General features: G+C 72.7%; 17 protein-coding genes and 1 pseudogene. 3 read left to right on the forward strand and 15 right to left on the reverse strand.

Translation table 11 applies throughout. The annotated features are described in order from the left end of the window. Window positions 1-130: 130 nt before the first annotated feature. From ACL02T_RS33180 to ACL02T_RS33200, 5 genes and pseudogenes are all read right to left on the reverse strand, one after another. A complete protein-coding gene (locus tag ACL02T_RS33180) occupies window positions 131-568 on the reverse strand; it encodes a nuclear transport factor 2 family protein (RefSeq protein ID WP_412834780.1) in 438 nt (145 codons plus the stop codon). A 29-nt stretch (window positions 569-597) separates the two neighbouring features. Continuing rightward, the gene (locus tag ACL02T_RS33185; protein WP_412834781.1) at window positions 598-816 is read right to left on the reverse strand and encodes a hypothetical protein; all 219 of its coding nucleotides are present in this window, start codon (window positions 814-816) and stop codon (window positions 598-600) included. A 156-nt stretch (window positions 817-972) separates the two neighbouring features. Next, window positions 973-1,083, reverse strand: a pseudogene (locus ACL02T_RS33190) (EthD domain-containing protein); the annotation flags it as partial. 18 nt (window positions 1,084-1,101) lie between these two features. Continuing rightward, window positions 1,102-1,302 carry a ferredoxin gene (locus ACL02T_RS33195; protein WP_412834782.1) on the reverse strand — a complete coding sequence of 67 codons (201 nt, stop codon included), beginning with the start codon at window positions 1,300-1,302 and terminating at the stop codon, window positions 1,102-1,104. Window positions 1,303-1,327: 25 nt separating this feature from the next. After that, a complete protein-coding gene (locus ACL02T_RS33200; protein WP_412834783.1) occupies window positions 1,328-2,530 on the reverse strand; it encodes a cytochrome P450 in 1,203 nt (400 codons plus the stop codon). A 198-nt stretch (window positions 2,531-2,728) separates the two neighbouring features. On the opposite strand from ACL02T_RS33200, the gene ACL02T_RS33205 reads away from it, so the two are divergent. Next, window positions 2,729-3,832, forward strand: a complete 1,104-nt coding sequence (locus ACL02T_RS33205; RefSeq protein ID WP_412834784.1) for an acyl-CoA dehydrogenase family protein — start codon at window positions 2,729-2,731, stop codon at window positions 3,830-3,832. Next, window positions 3,829-4,767: an acyl-CoA dehydrogenase family protein gene (locus ACL02T_RS33210; RefSeq protein ID WP_412834785.1), complete on the forward strand. Its 939-nt coding sequence runs from the start codon at window positions 3,829-3,831 to the stop codon at window positions 4,765-4,767. The genes ACL02T_RS33205 and ACL02T_RS33210 overlap by 4 nt, the downstream gene beginning before the upstream one ends. 41 nt (window positions 4,768-4,808) lie before the next feature. Here ACL02T_RS33210 and ACL02T_RS33215 read toward each other — a convergent pair whose 3' ends face one another. Genes ACL02T_RS33215 through ACL02T_RS33235 form a run of 5 tightly spaced genes read right to left on the reverse strand, consistent with a single transcriptional unit; the run spans window position 4,809 to window position 9,022 of the window. Continuing rightward, the gene (locus ACL02T_RS33215; RefSeq protein ID WP_412834786.1) at window positions 4,809-5,171 is read right to left on the reverse strand and encodes a RidA family protein; all 363 of its coding nucleotides are present in this window, start codon (window positions 5,169-5,171) and stop codon (window positions 4,809-4,811) included. Then, on the reverse strand, window positions 5,168-6,283 hold the full coding sequence (locus ACL02T_RS33220) for an alpha-hydroxy acid oxidase (protein WP_412834787.1): 1,116 nt from the start codon (window positions 6,281-6,283) through the stop codon (window positions 5,168-5,170). The genes ACL02T_RS33215 and ACL02T_RS33220 overlap by 4 nt, the downstream gene beginning before the upstream one ends. 32 nt (window positions 6,284-6,315) lie before the next feature. Next, entirely contained in the window at window positions 6,316-7,113 is a 798-nt protein-coding gene (locus tag ACL02T_RS33225) for an ABC transporter ATP-binding protein (RefSeq protein ID WP_412834788.1), read from the reverse strand. Beyond that, on the reverse strand, window positions 7,113-8,015 hold the full coding sequence (locus tag ACL02T_RS33230; RefSeq protein ID WP_412834789.1) for an ABC transporter permease: 903 nt from the start codon (window positions 8,013-8,015) through the stop codon (window positions 7,113-7,115). The genes ACL02T_RS33225 and ACL02T_RS33230 overlap by 1 nt, the downstream gene beginning before the upstream one ends. Then, window positions 8,015-9,022 (reverse strand): ABC transporter substrate-binding protein, encoded by a 1,008-nt coding sequence (locus ACL02T_RS33235; protein WP_412834790.1) that lies wholly within the window; start codon window positions 9,020-9,022, stop codon window positions 8,015-8,017. The genes ACL02T_RS33230 and ACL02T_RS33235 overlap by 1 nt, the downstream gene beginning before the upstream one ends. Window positions 9,023-9,176: 154 nt before the next feature. On the opposite strand from ACL02T_RS33235, the gene ACL02T_RS33240 reads away from it, so the two are divergent. Then, window positions 9,177-9,827 (forward strand): TetR/AcrR family transcriptional regulator, encoded by a 651-nt coding sequence (locus ACL02T_RS33240; RefSeq protein ID WP_412834791.1) that lies wholly within the window; start codon window positions 9,177-9,179, stop codon window positions 9,825-9,827. Here the strand turns inward: ACL02T_RS33240 and ACL02T_RS33245 are convergent. The 5 genes from ACL02T_RS33245 to ACL02T_RS33265 are packed head-to-tail and all read right to left on the reverse strand — an operon-like array spanning window position 9,781 to window position 14,601. Continuing rightward, the gene (locus ACL02T_RS33245; RefSeq protein WP_412834792.1) at window positions 9,781-10,554 is read right to left on the reverse strand and encodes an SDR family NAD(P)-dependent oxidoreductase; all 774 of its coding nucleotides are present in this window, start codon (window positions 10,552-10,554) and stop codon (window positions 9,781-9,783) included. The two genes, ACL02T_RS33240 and ACL02T_RS33245, sit on opposite strands and share 47 nt — an antisense overlap. Then, entirely contained in the window at window positions 10,551-11,333 is a 783-nt protein-coding gene (locus tag ACL02T_RS33250; RefSeq protein ID WP_412834793.1) for an amidohydrolase family protein, read from the reverse strand. The genes ACL02T_RS33245 and ACL02T_RS33250 overlap by 4 nt, the downstream gene beginning before the upstream one ends. Further along, window positions 11,330-12,079, reverse strand: a complete 750-nt coding sequence (locus ACL02T_RS33255) for an SDR family NAD(P)-dependent oxidoreductase (RefSeq protein ID WP_412834794.1) — start codon at window positions 12,077-12,079, stop codon at window positions 11,330-11,332. Before ACL02T_RS33255 ends, ACL02T_RS33250 begins: the two co-directional genes overlap by 4 nt. A 9-nt stretch (window positions 12,080-12,088) precedes the next feature. After that, window positions 12,089-13,072 (reverse strand): PDR/VanB family oxidoreductase, encoded by a 984-nt coding sequence (locus tag ACL02T_RS33260; RefSeq protein WP_412834795.1) that lies wholly within the window; start codon window positions 13,070-13,072, stop codon window positions 12,089-12,091. Then, on the reverse strand, window positions 13,069-14,601 hold the full coding sequence (locus tag ACL02T_RS33265; protein WP_412834796.1) for a class I adenylate-forming enzyme family protein: 1,533 nt from the start codon (window positions 14,599-14,601) through the stop codon (window positions 13,069-13,071). The genes ACL02T_RS33260 and ACL02T_RS33265 overlap by 4 nt, the downstream gene beginning before the upstream one ends. Between the last annotated feature and the right edge of the window lie 4 nt (window positions 14,602-14,605).

A 14,605-nucleotide genomic window follows, 5' to 3' on the forward strand; every position in this document is an offset into this window, starting at 1 on the left:
CACCACCCGGTCCCTCCGGATCGGGGTCACGGTGGAGGTCATGCTCTCAGGTCTCCTCGCTCGAGAGGAATCGGACATGGAACGGGGCGGGTGGGCGCCAGACGCCCACCCGCCCCGGGTCGTTGACCGGTCAGGCCCCGGAGGGGGGCGTGACGGTCCAGCCGAGCCCCTTGACCAGGGCGACCGCATCGAAGTACTCGGTCGTGCTGATCAGGAGCCCGTCCCTGACAGTGAACAGAGCCACGTAGCTCGTGCTGTAGGGGTTCCCCGTCGGCAGGACGGTGGTCGAGCCGGAGTAGCGGGCCACGTACTCACCCTCACGCTCGAGCGCGACGATGTCGTGGTCCTTGTAGTTCAGTGGCGCCATCAGATTCGGTACGGCGCTGAACCACTCCGTGACGGCAGCCTTGCCCTCGACGACTGTCGGGATGCCCTCCGGCGCGAACGGGATGTGCATGACGACGTCGGGGTGCAGCGTCGCGACGATGCGGTCGACGTCCAGGGCAGACACGGCGTCGATGTACCGACGGACCAGGGCGGTACCCGTCTCCGTAGCGCTTGCGGTCATTCGATCTTCTCCTTGATGTTCGTGGCGCCTCAGACCTTCGGCCAGATGACCCGGTACTCCTCGGCGACATCGGCGGTGACGACCAACCGCGCCCGGGCCGCGGAGTCCCGAGCCCGCCGGAGGTCCTCGAGGGTCGGCCAGCTCAGCTCCCGGACCGCGTCGAAGAGCGGGTCCGGGCCCTCGGTCCCGTAGCTCTCCGGGACGCAGAAGGCGATCACGTGCCGTTCCGCGTGCAGGCTGCTGCCCACGGAGGCATGGTCGGCGGCGAGCAGCTCCTCCCGCCACGATTCACGGTCGATTCCCGCGGGCCGCCGCACGAGCTGGAGCAGCTTGACGCCGTTAGCCTCCGACCCCCGTGGCGGGCCCTCCTCGATCACCTCAGACCCGTGTGGACCGGGGAGGCGGTGACTCTGGACGTAACGGCGCAGGCTGCTGATCCGGCGGGCGAGATCAGCGTGGGTGGTACGCCAGTGCTGATGGAACGCCTCGTCGGAGAGGTCCGGCCTGCGTGGGATGAGCGTAGAGCTTGGCGGTCACGACTCCGCCATCGAGATGGCTCCCTCGGGGCAGGCGTGGGCTGCGAGCCGGGAATTCTCCTCGTGCTCGGCCGGCACGTCGATGGGCACGTCGCGCTCCAGGTTGTACCCCTCGTCGTCGGGTTCGAAGACGCCGGGCGCCAGCGAGTAGCAGCGACCGTGACCGGTGCAGAGCGCACCGTTGACAGTGACCTTCACGTTGTCCTCCTGGTCGGCTCCGGCCTCAGGCAGAAGTGGGCCAGACGAGGTGCAAATTCTTCATCGTCCGCAGCTGCGCGCTCTCGTAGCTGGGCTTGGTGCCCGGCTTGAGCTCGAAGTCCGGAATGCGGGCGAGGAACTCCTCGATGGTCACACGCAACTCCAAGCGGGCCAGGTGGGCGCCGAGGCAGCGGTGCACGCCCACGCCGAACGCGGCCTGCACGATGTCGGCGCGACGGATGTCGAACTCGGTCGGGTTCGCGCAGGCCTCCGGGTCCCGGGAGGCAGCGGCGTAGTTCAGGGCGATTCGGTCACCCGCCTTGAGCTGGACCCCGCCGATCTCGACGTCCTTGCGGACCGTACGCGCCGGCGCGACGACCGGCGGGTAGAGCCGCACCGTCTCCTCCACCGCGTTCGGGATCAGCTCGGGGTGGGCGATCAGGTCCTTCCGGATCTCCGGGTGCGTGGCGAAGTGGTAGACCGCGCCGGACATCGCGTGGGTCGTGGTCGCCAGACCGCCGAAGATGACGTCCAGCAGGATGTGGACCTTGTCCTCCCACGGGCAGGGCTGCCCGTCCCGGTCCACGCCGGCATTGATGACGTCGATGACGTCGCCCTTCGCGGGCTGCTCGGCGCGCGACTTCAGGTAGGTGTTCAGGTACTCGTAGACCCGCGCAAACGCCGGGATCCGGTCCTCGAGCGGGCCGAACGAGTAGGTGTCGATGTCCTGGAACAGCTGCGGCAGGTCCTCCACCGGCACCGGCACGATGGAGTTGAAGAGGATCAATCCGGGCAGCTGGGCGGCGAAGTCCGCGACGAACTCGCACTCCCCCTTCTCCGCGAACCCGTCGAGCAGTTGACGGGCGTACTTGCGCGCGAGGTCCTCGATGCCCTCCACGCTCTTCGGGGCGAAGAAGGGGTTGAGGACGCGACGCCAAGTGTCGTGGTAGGGCGGGTCGAGGTCCTCGGGAAGGATCGGGATCGACTCGTCCGGCGGGTTGAGCAGCCAACCGTCGGCGCTGGAGAACGTCCGCCAGTCCTGCCCGGCGCGCCGCACGTCGGCGTGCCGGTTGATCACGTGGTACCCCTTGCCGACCGTGCTGTGGGCCACGGGACAGCGGGCGACCAGGTCGTCGAGCACCTCCTCGAAGTTCTCGGCGAGGCTGACGTCCTCGATGTCGAAGTCGTTGTGCATGTCGCGTCGCGTGGTGTGCGCGGTCTCGGTCACCTCGTCGTGCCCTTCTACGTCTTCGGAGGCGTCCTCAGCAGGTTCGCCGGGGACGAACAACTGATAACGATGACCCTAGACTGGCTGGGCTGAAGCCCGCTGTCAAGTCGCCCGTCACCGCCGGTCCCCATTCGGGCCGCCCACCAACAATCCGGGTTACTGTATTCATAGATTCGACCCTGAGAAGAGGTGGTTGGCATGGTGGAGAACCCGTCCGAGCAGGCACTCCGCGAGGAGGTACGCGAGCTCTGTGCCGACTGGCGGACCGCCGGTCGCTACGTCCCGCGGGCCGACTCGTGGCTGCGCAGTCCCGATCTCGCGTTCAGCAAGGAGATGGCGGCGCGCGGCCTGATCGGGATGACGTGGCCGGCGCCCTACGGGCGCGGCCTCGGTAACGTGCACCGATTGGCCGTGACCGAGGAGCTGCTGCGCGCCGGGGCACCCGTGGCCCTGCACTGGATCGCGGACCGCCAGATCGGACCCGCGATCCTGCGGCACGGGAACGAGCAGTTGCAGGAGGAGATCCTGCCCGGGATCGCGGGGGCGGACGTCGTGTTCTGTCTCGGCCTCAGCGAGCCGGGGGCGGGGTCGGACCTCGCCTCGGTGCGGACTCGGGCGGTGCCCGACGGCGACGGTTTCCGGATCACCGGACGCAAGATCTGGACGAGCGGGGCGCACGAGGCCACGCACGCCTACGTGCTCGCCCGCACCACCCCGCGGGCCGAGGGTGTCCGTCCGCACGCCGGGCTGTCCGAGTTCGTGGTCGACATGAGCGCACCCGGAGTTGAGGTCTCCCCCATCGTCGACATGACCGGCGAGCACCACTTCAACGAGGTCGCGTTCGACGACGTCCCGGTCGCGGGGCACCGCCTCATCGGCACGCGGGACGACGGCTGGCGGCAGGTCACCGAGCAGCTCGCCTTCGAACGCGGTGGGCCGGAGCGGGTGCTCACCACCTATCCTCTGCTGGTCCAGGTCCTCGCCGAGGCCGAGGTCGCGGACCCGGCGGAGTTGGGCGGCTTCGTCGCCCGGCTGGCCGTCCTGCGGCGGCTGTGCCGTCACATCGCCGAGCTGCTGGACTCGGGCGGCGCGCCCGTCCAGGAGGCGGCCACGTGCAAGCTGCTCGGGAACGCCTTCGAGCGCGACGTCCTGGAGCTGGCCCGCCGGGTCACCCCGACGGGGCCGCCCGCGCTGCGAGCTGCACTCACCCAGTCCCTGTTGGCATCGCCCGGGTTCTCGCTGCGCGGCGGGGCGTCGGAGGTTCTGCTGTCGATGATCACGAAGGCCGAGGTGGCGGCATGAGCGAACTGCGCGAGCTGGTCCGCAACGTCGTCGGTGGCGGCGGAGAGATATGGAAGACCCTCACCGAGCTGGGCCTGACGACGATCGGGGTCGCCGAGTCCGCGGGCGGGTCCGGCGGGACCCTGCGCGAGCTCGCGGAGGTGGCCCAGGCCCTCGGTGAGCACGGTGCGGCCGTTCCCCTCGCCGAGCACGCCACCGCCTGTTGGGCGCTGGCGGGACACCACGAGCCGACGCTGGGCACGGTGCACACTGCGGGCACGGTGGTTCGCGGCGGGCGGGGTCCGCTCTCCGTGCCGTGGGCGTCGCGGGCCTCGCACCTGCTACTCCTGGCGCACGACGGGTCGGCGACGGTGGCCGCGCCGGTGGGTCGCATCGTCGCCCGGGGGACGGACGCGGCGGGGCAGCCGCTCGACGAGGTCGAGCCCGGGCCCGCGGACCCGCTGGCGGGCGTCGACGGGGGCGCGGTGCTCGCGCGGCTCGCCGCGGTGCGCTCCGCCACGCTCGTGGGGGCGCTGCGCGGCGCCTATCGGCTCACCCGCGAGCACGTGCGCACCCGCGAGCAGTTCGGTCGCCCGCTCGTCACGCTCCCCGCGGTCGCCACCGCGCTGGCCCGGCTGCGGGTCGAGCTGCTCCAGGCGGAGACCGCCCTCGGGACGGCGCTCGACGCGGCCGACACCCCCCGCGCGGCGGACGCGGCCGCGAACGCCCGGGTGGTCTGCGGGTCGGCGGCGACCGAGGGGGCCCGGATCGCCCACCAGCTGCACGGGGCGCTGGGCATCACCACCGAGTACCCGCTGCACCCGCTGACCCGGCTGCTCTGGGCGACCCGGGACGCCGACCTCCCCGAGCAGGAGTGGGCGCAGATGCTCGGCCGGCGCGTCCTCGCGGGTGGCGAGCAGGCCCTGTGGGACGAGCTGACGGCGACGACCCCGTGAGCGACGCCGGCGGCCGGGTTCGGTGTGCCCGCCGTAGGCGGTCATGCCGGGAGTGCCGCCACCGCCTGGATCTCGATCCGCGCGCCCGGTGCGGCCAGGGTGAGGCAGACCGTGGTGCGCGAGGGCGGGTCCGTGGGCCAGACCGCGGCGAACCCCGCGTCCCACACCGGCAGGTCGGCCGGGTCGGTGAGATAGGCCTCGACGCGCAGCACCCGCGCCGCCTCCGTGCCCGACTCGGCGAGCACGGACCGCAGGAGGTCCAGCACCTCGGCGACCTGCGCCTCCATCGGGCCGGGAGAGCCGGTCAGCACGGACGGCGCGACCAGCCCGGCGGTGTACACCAGCCCGCCGTGCGCCACGGCCCCGGAGATCGTGGGGGCCTGCCCCGGCTGTCGCCGGATCATTGCGCCCGCCGCTGGACGAGATCCGGTCCGAGATCGGCGACGCCGCCGACGCCGAGCAGGGTCAGCACGGTGAGCATCTCCGCCCGGAGCAGGTCGTGCATCCGCCGCACCGCCGCCTCCCCGCCCGCGGCCAGCGCCGTGGCGGCGAGCCTGCCGAGGACCACGACGTCCGCGCCGAGGGCGAGTGCGGTGACCACGTCGGCGCCCGTGCGCACCCCGCTGTCCAGCGCGACCTGGGCTCGGTCCCCCACCGCCGCCGCGACCTCGGGGAGCTGATCGAGCGCCGCGGGCGCGCCGTCGAGCTGCCTGCCCCCGTGGTTGGACACCAGCACCGCGGCCGCCCCCGCCTCGACGGCGGCCTCCGCGTCGGCGGCGGTCAGGATCCCCTTGGCCATCCACGGCAGCGGGCACCCGGCCATCCGCTCGGCGAGCTCCGCCCAGGTCCAGACGGCCTCGGTGCGGGTGAACAGCTGCCCGAACACCTCCTCCGGGCGGACGGCGCCGCCCACCGGGTAGTTCCCGGTGATCACCGTGATGTCCGGGTCGAAGCGGTTGCGCAGGTTGCGTTCCCGCCAGCCCGCCGTCGGGCAGTCGACGGTGACGCACACGGCGGAGTAGCCGGCCGCGGCGATCCGACGCAGCATCGCCGCGTAGGTCTGCGGGGTGCCCATCGGGTGCAGCTGCGCGATCCGGGCCGCGGCGGGCGCGGCCGCCGCGACCGCCTCGATCGGGTGAGTGCCCGCCTCGGGGACGATGCTGGCCGCGCCCGCCGCCGCGTTCGCCCGGGCGACGGCGCACTGCCCGTCGGGATGGAAGAGGCCGTCCGCGCCGAACGGCGAGGTGAGCACCGGGACACCGAGCGCCACGCCGAGGAAGCGGGTCGACAGGTCCGGCACCCCGTGCCCGCTCATCACCCGCGGCCGGTACTCCCACCGGCCGAACGCCTCCCGGTTGCGGCGCAGGGTCCGCTCCTCGCCCGACCCGCCGTCGAGGAAGTCGACGACGTCGGGCGGGAGCGCGGCGCGTGCCGCCTCGGCGATCTCGGACAGCGTCGCGAACTCGACGTCGCCGGTGTGGAAGCGGATCTCGGTCGTCTCGGTCTCTGCGGTCATCGGGTCCTCCCGGTCCACTCTCGACGGGGTGCTCACGCACGCTCCGCGAGCAGCAGCCGGTCGCTGACGGCGTCCTGGGACGCGGTGAGCATGTCGACGAGCCCGCCTACCGTCGTGTCGCGCTTCGTCGCCGCGTCGAGGTCGCCGATCACCCGGCCGCGGCTGAGCACGAGCAGCCGGTCGCCCAGGGACAGCGCGTGCTCCATGTTGTGGGTGATCATCAGCGTGGTCGCCCCCATCTCCTCGACGAGCTCGCGCGTCAGGTCCAGCACCCGTCCGGCGGTCCCGGGGTCGAGCGCGGCGAGGTGCTCGTCGAGCAGCAGCACCGAGGGACGGGACAGCCCGGCCATCACCATCGTCAGGCTCTGTCGCTGGCCCGCGGACAGCAGCCCGACACGGTCACCGAGCCGGTCCTCCAGGCCGAGGCCGAGCCGGGCGAGGTGTTCGCGCATCACGATGCGGCGCTTCGCCCCCACCGCGAACCGCAGGGTGCGCCTGCGACCGCGGGCCATCGCCAGGGCCAGGTTGTCCTCGATGCTCAGCTCGGGCGCCGAGCCGGCGCGCGGGTCGTCGAACACCCGGGCGACCCGTCCCGCCCGGCGGTGGTCGCCGTGGCGGGTGACGTCCTCGTCGTCGAGCCGGACCCGTCCCCGGGTCGGCCGCGCCGCGCCGCTGACGATCTGCACGAGGCTGCTCTTGCCCGCGCCGTTGCTGCCGATCACGGTCGTGAACTGACCCGCGGGCAGGGTCAGCGACAGCCCGTCCAGGGCCACGACCTCGTCGGTGCGGCCCGCGTTGTGCACGAGGGTGACGTCGTCGATCTCGAGCATCAGGACACCTCCGCCACGGGTCGCTCGCGTCGAGCGCGGGAGAGCCGCCGGACGCCGCCGCCGAGGTAGCGGTGCGCCGCCACGGCGATGATCAGGGTCAGGGCCGTGACGCCCTTGAGGTCCGCGGCGGGTAGCCCGATCCGCAGGGCGCCGGTCAGGACGAGCCGGTAGAGCAGGGTGCCCGCCAGGACGCAGCCGACGATCCGCAGCACGGCGGACCCGCTGGGGCGCAGGAGGAGCTCGCCGAGCAGGATCGCCCCGACGCCGCCGACGAACGTCCCGATGCCCATGTTCACGTCCGCGTAGCCCTGGGTCTGCACGACCAGCGCCGCCCCGAGCCCGGCCAGCCCGTTGGCCAGCACCAGCGCGAGCACCGTCATCGCCCGGTCGTCGACACCCTGGCTGCGGGCCATCCGCGCGTTGACCCCGCTCGCCCGCAGCGCGAGCCCGATCTCGGTACGCAGGAACAGCAGGTAGGTCAGCAGCACGGCGAGGACCACGCCGGCGAGGAGGACGACGGTCCGGATGTCGCCACCACCGTCGAAGACGGTCGAGGCCGCGAGCAACCCCACCGTCGGGGCGCCGAGCACGTGCAGGGTGACGCTGAACAGCCCGATGCTCATCACCAGGCCGGCCAGCAGCACCGGCACCCCGAGCGTGAGGTGCACCAGCGCGGTGGCCAGCCCCGCGAGCGCCCCGGCGGCCGCGCCCACGAGCAGGGCGAGGGCGGGGTCGACGCCCGCGAGCAGGGCCACCGCGGTCGCCGCGCCGCCGAGGGCGAAGCTGCCCTCCACGGTGAGGTCGAAGTCCGCCCGCAGCCGGAAGACGGTGTGGATGCCGAGGAACACGATCACCAGCGGCAGCCCGGTCACCAGGGTGTCGAGGACGAGTCTGCCGAGCATCACTGCACCGTCGCCGTGGCGAGGATGGACGGCGGGATGGTCACCCCGAGCGACTCCATGGTGGTGCGGTTGATGCCGAACTCGACGCCCGCGGGCCTGCCGAACGGGACCTGCGCGGCGGGCGTGCCCTTGAGCACCTGGGCGGCGGCGTCGGCGGCCAACGCGCCGACCGCCGGATAGTCCGGCCCGATCGTGGCCAGCACCCCGTCGACGGACGCGTCGCCCCCGGACACGTAGACCGGGACCCGCGCGCCGCCGAGCGCCGCCCCGACCGCGGGCAGCCCGGCGAAGACCGTCGCGTCGGGACCCACGAGCACCGCGTCCGCCCGGCCCACCAGCCCGCGGGCCGCCGTCGCGACGTCGGCCGACCCGGAGATCGTCGACTCGACCAGCTCGAGGTTCGGGTGCGCGGCGACCGCCTTCTTGAGCGCCTCCGTCCAGACGACCATGTTCTGGTTGGCGGGGTCGTACACGGTGCCGAGCCGCGTCGGGGTGGGCTGCACGGTCATGATCTGGTCGAGCAGCAGCGCCGGGTCGACGTAGTCGACGCTCCCGGTGACGTTCCGCCCGGGAGCCTCCAGGCTGGCCGCCAGGCCCGCCCCCACCGGGTCGCCCATCGCGATGGCGATCACCGGCCGGTCCGTCACCTGCTTGGCCAGCGCGATCACCGCCGGGGTGCCGATCACGGCGAACGCGTCGTCGTCCGTGCCGGCGAGATCGCGGGCCGAGCTCGCGATGAGGCTCTGGTCGCCCTGGGCGTTCACCACGTCGACCGTGACCTTCTTGGGCGCCAGCTGCGCGCTCAGCCGGTCCTCGAACGCCTTGACCGTCTGGTCGAGCAACGTCGCGGGCGCGATCTGCAGCAGCCCGACGTGGTAGGTGTCGCGATCCGCGAGCGGGGTGGTGGTGCCGGGCGCCGAGGAGCAGCCGGCGACGAGCGCGCCGAGCAGGACGACGGCCACGGCGGCGAGCGGCGCACGGCGGCCATGCAGGCGGGGCGGATACACGAACGACCTCCCGAAGAGTGGAGTCGAGAAGATATTCTCGACTTGACCCACTCAGGGTCGGATCCCGGGAACGCCCGGTCAACGCCCGAGTCGGGAAGTTCTTCCCGCTTTAACATGAGAAGAAGTTCTCGAAATGTGGCACGATGAGTCGACCATGACGACGCAGGCCGGTGGGCAGACCAGTGGGCAGGCGCGACTGCGCCGCGACACTGCGCGGACGCGCGACCGGCTGGTCGCCGCGGCGGGCGTTCTCCTGGCCGAGCGTGGTCCCACCTTCAGCCTGCCCGAGCTCGCCCGCGCCGCCGGCGTCGCGACGGCGACCGCGTACCGGCACTTCGCCGACGTCCACGAGGCATTCGGGGAGTTCTACCTGCGGCTCGCCGAGGAACTGGCGAGCGAGCTCGCCGCGGTCCCGCCCGAGGTCCGCGGCCTGGACCGCTTCGAGCGGATGGGCTCCCGCTGGGTCGCCCTCGCCGCCGGCTGGGGTCGGGCCGCCACCCAGATGCGCAGCCCCGCGGGGTTCCTGGAGCGGGTCCGCGCCCAGGACCCGGTGACGTCGGCCCTGCACGCGGTGCTCGCCCCGGTGGTGCGCGAGCTGGTCGGGGACGGCGTGTGCCCGGAGCAGGACGTCGACTACGCGGTGCTCGTCTGGGTCACCTTGTTCGACGAGCGGGTGGTCGTGGACCTGCTCGCCCTCGGCTGGTCACCCGGCGAGGTCGCGGCCCACCTGGAGCGGTCGGTGCTCGGCGCGCTGGGCGCTACCAGAGCTCCCGCATCGCGCCCCACGGGCCGCCCTGCGCGCTGATCCCGCCGTCCACCGTCAGCACCTGGCCCGAGATCATCCCGCCCGCGGGCGACACCAGGAACCCGACGACGCCGGCGATGTCCTCCGGAGTGCAGAGCCGACCGGTGGGCGTGTGGTCGACCAGCATTCGCCGGACGTCCTCCTGCCCGCCCAGGTAGGTCTCCAGCGAGTCCGTGAGGACCGGGCCCGGGACCACGGTGTTCGCCGTGACGCCCCGCGGTCCCAGCTCGACGGCCCAGGACCGGGTGAGCGCCTCCAGCGCGGCTTTCGCCCCGCCGAGGAGCCCGTGCCCGGACTGCGCGAACCGGGCGTCGAGCCCGCCGATCGTGAGCAGCCTGCCGCCGTCGCCCATCGAGGGCGCGAGCCGGTGGACGAGCTCGACCAGGCTGTCGATCACGGTCGCGAAGGTCATCCGGCTGTGCCGACCGGTGACGTCGACGAGCGGCTTGAACGCCGTCGACGCGGCGTTGGCCACCAGGGTGTCGACCCGGCCGAACCGCTCCAGGGTGGCGTCCGCCAGCACGGCGACCCGCTCCGGGTCGCCCAGGTCCGCCGTGACGACGAGGGTCTCGGCGCCCTGCTTCTCGAGCAGTGCAGCGACCTCCTTCGCCGCAGCACGATCGCGCCTGCCGTGCACGACGACGTCGTGCTCCGTGGCGAGGCGTTCCGCGACGGCGCGGCCGATGCCGCGGGCGCTCCCGGTGACCAGGGCGACCCGGCGGGTCACGACAGGTCCAGCAGCCGGGCGAGGTTGCCGCCCAGCACGAGGTCGGTGTCCGAGTCCGACAACCCCAGGCCCCGGATGACTTCGATCTCGGCGCCCGGGTCGGCCATCGGCCAGTCCGAGGCGAACACCACCCGCTCCGGCCCGTGCTTCTCGATCACCGCGCGGACCTTCGCCGGCTCCACCGTGCCCAGCGAGGGCGGCCAGGACGTGTCGACGTACACCGGCAGCCCGATGACCGTCTCGATGGCCTCGTCGAGGCGACGGTAACCACCGAAGTGGCAGGCGATGACGTCCAGGCGTGGGAACCGCCGCACGATGTCCGCCAGCATCGCCGGGCTGCACCGCTCGCCCGGGTCCGTCCCTGCCGCGCCCACGTGGATGATCACGGCGAACTCGCCGGACATCGCGTCGAACGTGGCGTGCAGCCGCGGGTCGTCCAGCCGCAGGTCCTGGAACATCGGGTGCACCTTCGCGCCTTTGAGGCGGTGCGCCCGCAGGCTCGCGACGTTCTCCTCCGGGCTCAGCCCCGGGTGCACCGACCCGAACCCGACGAAGCGGGCCGGGTCCAGCGAGCCCGCGAAGCGGTTCGCGTTGTCCACCCGGTCCGGGGTGTTGGCGACGCCGAGGCAAACCGACCGGTCCACCCCTGAGGCGGCCATGACCGCCGTCAAAGAACCCACGGTGCCGTCGCCGAAGCGCTTGAGGTCCGCGGGCGACCCGGCGATGGCCTTCTTCGCCACGCTGTCCGGATAGACGTGCGTGTGTCCGTCGATGATCACAGCTTGTTCACCTCGCCGCCGTCGAAGACGATCACCGAGCCGGTCATGAAGTCCGACAGCGGCGACGCCAGGTAGCAGACCAGGGGCCCGAACTCGTCCCCGCGGCCCATCCGGCCGGCCGGGATCTTGCGCAGCCGCCGGTCCAGCGTCTGCGGGTCGTCGAGCACCGCGGACTGCGCGTCTGTCTCGAACGCACCCGGCGCGATGGCCGTGACCTGCACGCCGAACCGCGCCCACTCCGCCCCGAGCGCCTTCGTGAACTGCAGCACCGCGCCCTTCGAGGCGGAGTACGAGACCAGCACCGGCTTGCCGTTGATGCCGGACGTGCTCGCCACGTTGATCACCTTTCCGGAGCGCTGCTCCAGGAAGTAGCGGCCCGCCGCCCGGGCCAGCACCGCCGGGGCCCGGACGTTGACGGCGAAGACCTCGTCCCACTGCTCCTGCGGCTGGTCCACGAACCGCCCGGCCGGCGCGATGCCGGCGTTGTTCACCACGACGTCCAGCCGCCCGAACCGTGCGACGGCGTGCTCCGCGAGCGCTGCGACCTGCTCCGCGGAGCGCATGTCCACGGTCTCGATCGCGATCCGCTCCGGGTCCGTGGCCTGGAGCTTCTCCAGGTCCGGGGTGGTGCGGGCGACCGCGAGGACGTTCGCGCCCTCCGCTGCCAACGCCTCGGCGGCGGCCCGACCGAGCCCCCGGCTCGCGCCGGTCACGATCGCGACCTTGCCCTCCAGCTCCAGATCCATCGATTCTCCTCAGATGTCGAGCACGAGTTCGTCGTCGAGCGAGCGGGACACGCAGATCAACATCGTGTCGCCCGCCTCCTGCTCGTCCTCGGTCAGCAGCGAGTCGCGGTGGTCGGGTCGGCCCGACACGACCGGCGACTCGCAGGTCCCGCAGGTGCCCTCGCGGCACGACGAGGGCACCGGCGCCCCGGCCTCCTCCAGTGCGTCGAGGATCGACCGGTCGGGGCCCACCTCGACCTCGATGGCCGAGCGCGCACACCGCACTCGGAATGCCGCGGCCCGCTCGGGGGCGCCCACCTCCTTGGGAGCGAAGCGCTCCACGTGCAGGCTGCCCTTCGGCCAGCCCACGCACCGCTCCTCGACCGCACGCAGGAGCGGCTCCGGACCGCAGCAGTAGACCAGCGTGTCCGCGGACGGGGCGTCGAGCAGCTCGGCCAGCGGCAGCAGGCCGTGGCTCTCCTCCGGATGGATGCGCACCCGCTCGCCGCGCTCGGACACGGTGTCGCGGAAGGCCATCGACGCGGCGCGCCTGCCGCCGTAGGCGAGCGTCCACTCCGCGCCCGCGGCCTGCGCCGCGGCGATCATCGGCAGGATCGGGGTGATGCCGATGCCACCCGCCACGAAGAGGTAACGGGGCGAAGGCTCCAGCGCGAAGTTGTTGCGCGGGCCCCGTGCGGTCAGGATGTCCCCCACCGCGACCGCCGTGTGCACGCGTTCCGAGCCCCCGCGGGACTCGGGCTCGCGCAGCACGGCGATCCGCCAGACCTGCCGGTCCGCGGGATCACCGCACAGCGAGTACTGCCGTTCGAGGTCGGTGTCGAGCACCAGGTCGATGTGCGCGCCGGGCTCCCATGCCGGGAGCTCGCCCCCGCCCGCGCGTCGCAGCTCCAGCGCGACGACCCCGTCCGCGACCTCCTCGCGGGCGGTGACCTCGACCTTGAGCTCCTGCTCGGCGGCGGCCCGGGCCGGTGCGCCGGGCGCGGGCCCGGTCACGACCGGCCGGCCTTGGTCACGATCTCGACGACCGAGCGCTTGGCGATCTTGCCGACGGCGTTCTTCGGCAGCGAGTCGAGGGTGAGCACCTGGCCGGGGACCTTGATGCTCGGCAACCCGGCGGCCCGGCAGTGCTCCCGCAGGTCCTCCTCGGTGGCCGCGGTGCCCTCGCGGAGCGCCACCGCGGCCAGCACCGACTCGCCCCACTCCCGGTCCGGGAGGCCCACGACGGCGGCCTCCAGCACGGCGGGGTGCGAGTACAGCACGTTCTCGATCTCCGAAGGCGTGATGTTGTAGCCGCCGCGGATGATCAGGTCCTTCTTGCGGTCGACGATGTAGAGGTAGCCCTCGTCGTCGAAGGTGCCGATGTCGCCGGAGTGCACCCAGCCGTCCACCAGCGTCTCGGCCGTCTTCTCCGGGTTCTTGTGGTACCCGAGCATCGTGTACGGCGTGTGGAACAGGACCTCGCCCCGCTCCCCCGGCCCGCAGTCGGCGCCCTGCTCGTTCACCACGCGGACGTCCGTGAGGAACGACGGCCTGCCCGCCGAGGCGGTCAGCCCCGTCTTCCCGTCGGCGATCCGCCGGTGGTCCGCCTGCCGCAGCATGGTCGCGATCGAGGCGACCTCGGCCATCCCGTAGAGCTGCGAGAACACCGGCCCGAAGCGGTTGACCAGCTCGGTCACCCGCTCCGGGGCGATCGGCGCCGCCCCGTACCCGATCGATGTGAGCGTGGCCAGGTCGGCCCTGCCCAGGTTCGCCTCCAGCACCCGGTAGAGCATCGTCGGCACCAGGTAGGTGTGCGTGACGCCCTGCTTGGTCGCCTCGGCGGCGAACACCGCGGGATCGAACCCCCGGGCGTCGTGGAACCCGACGGCGCCGCCGAGGAAGAACGTCGGGGCCAGCGTGATCTGCACGCTGGAGTTGTGCGGGATGGTGGTCAACCAGCGCGAGCTCGCCGACATCCCGTACTCGAGTCCCGCGACCATCGCGTGGGTCGCGACGGCTCGGCCGTCGAACAGGATGCCCTTGGGTGCCCCGGTGGTGCCGCTGGTGTAGACGATGCAGAACTCGTCCTCGGGCCGACGCGCGTGGACCGTGGACGGCGGCGCCGCGGACGCGTCCACGAGCGACCAGTCCGCCTCGGAGTCAACGTCGAGCACCTTCAGCCCGAACTCCGCCGCCAGGGTCTGGGCGAGCTCCCGGAACGGTCCCTCGGTGAGCAACACCCTGGCGCCGGCGTTGTCGAGGATGGCGCGATACTCGTCCTCGCTCATCCGGAAGTTGAGCCCGCAGTACACCGCGCCGGCCTTCGTGCAGCCGACGATCGCCTCGGCGACCTCGAGCCGGTTGCGCAGCAGCACGGCGACCCGGTCCCCGGGCCGGACGCCGAAGCGGCCCTGCAACGTGTTCGCCAGGCGGTTGGTCCGCTCGTCGAGCTGGGCGTAGGTCAGCGACCGGTCGCCCTCGAAGGCGGCCGTCGCGCCAGGGGTGTTGCGGGCGTGCGCCAGTACGGCGACACCGATGTCCATTGTG

Source organism: Pseudonocardia oceanicola (assembly GCF_047200735.1).
GTDB lineage: Bacteria > Actinomycetota > Actinomycetes > Mycobacteriales > Pseudonocardiaceae > Pseudonocardia.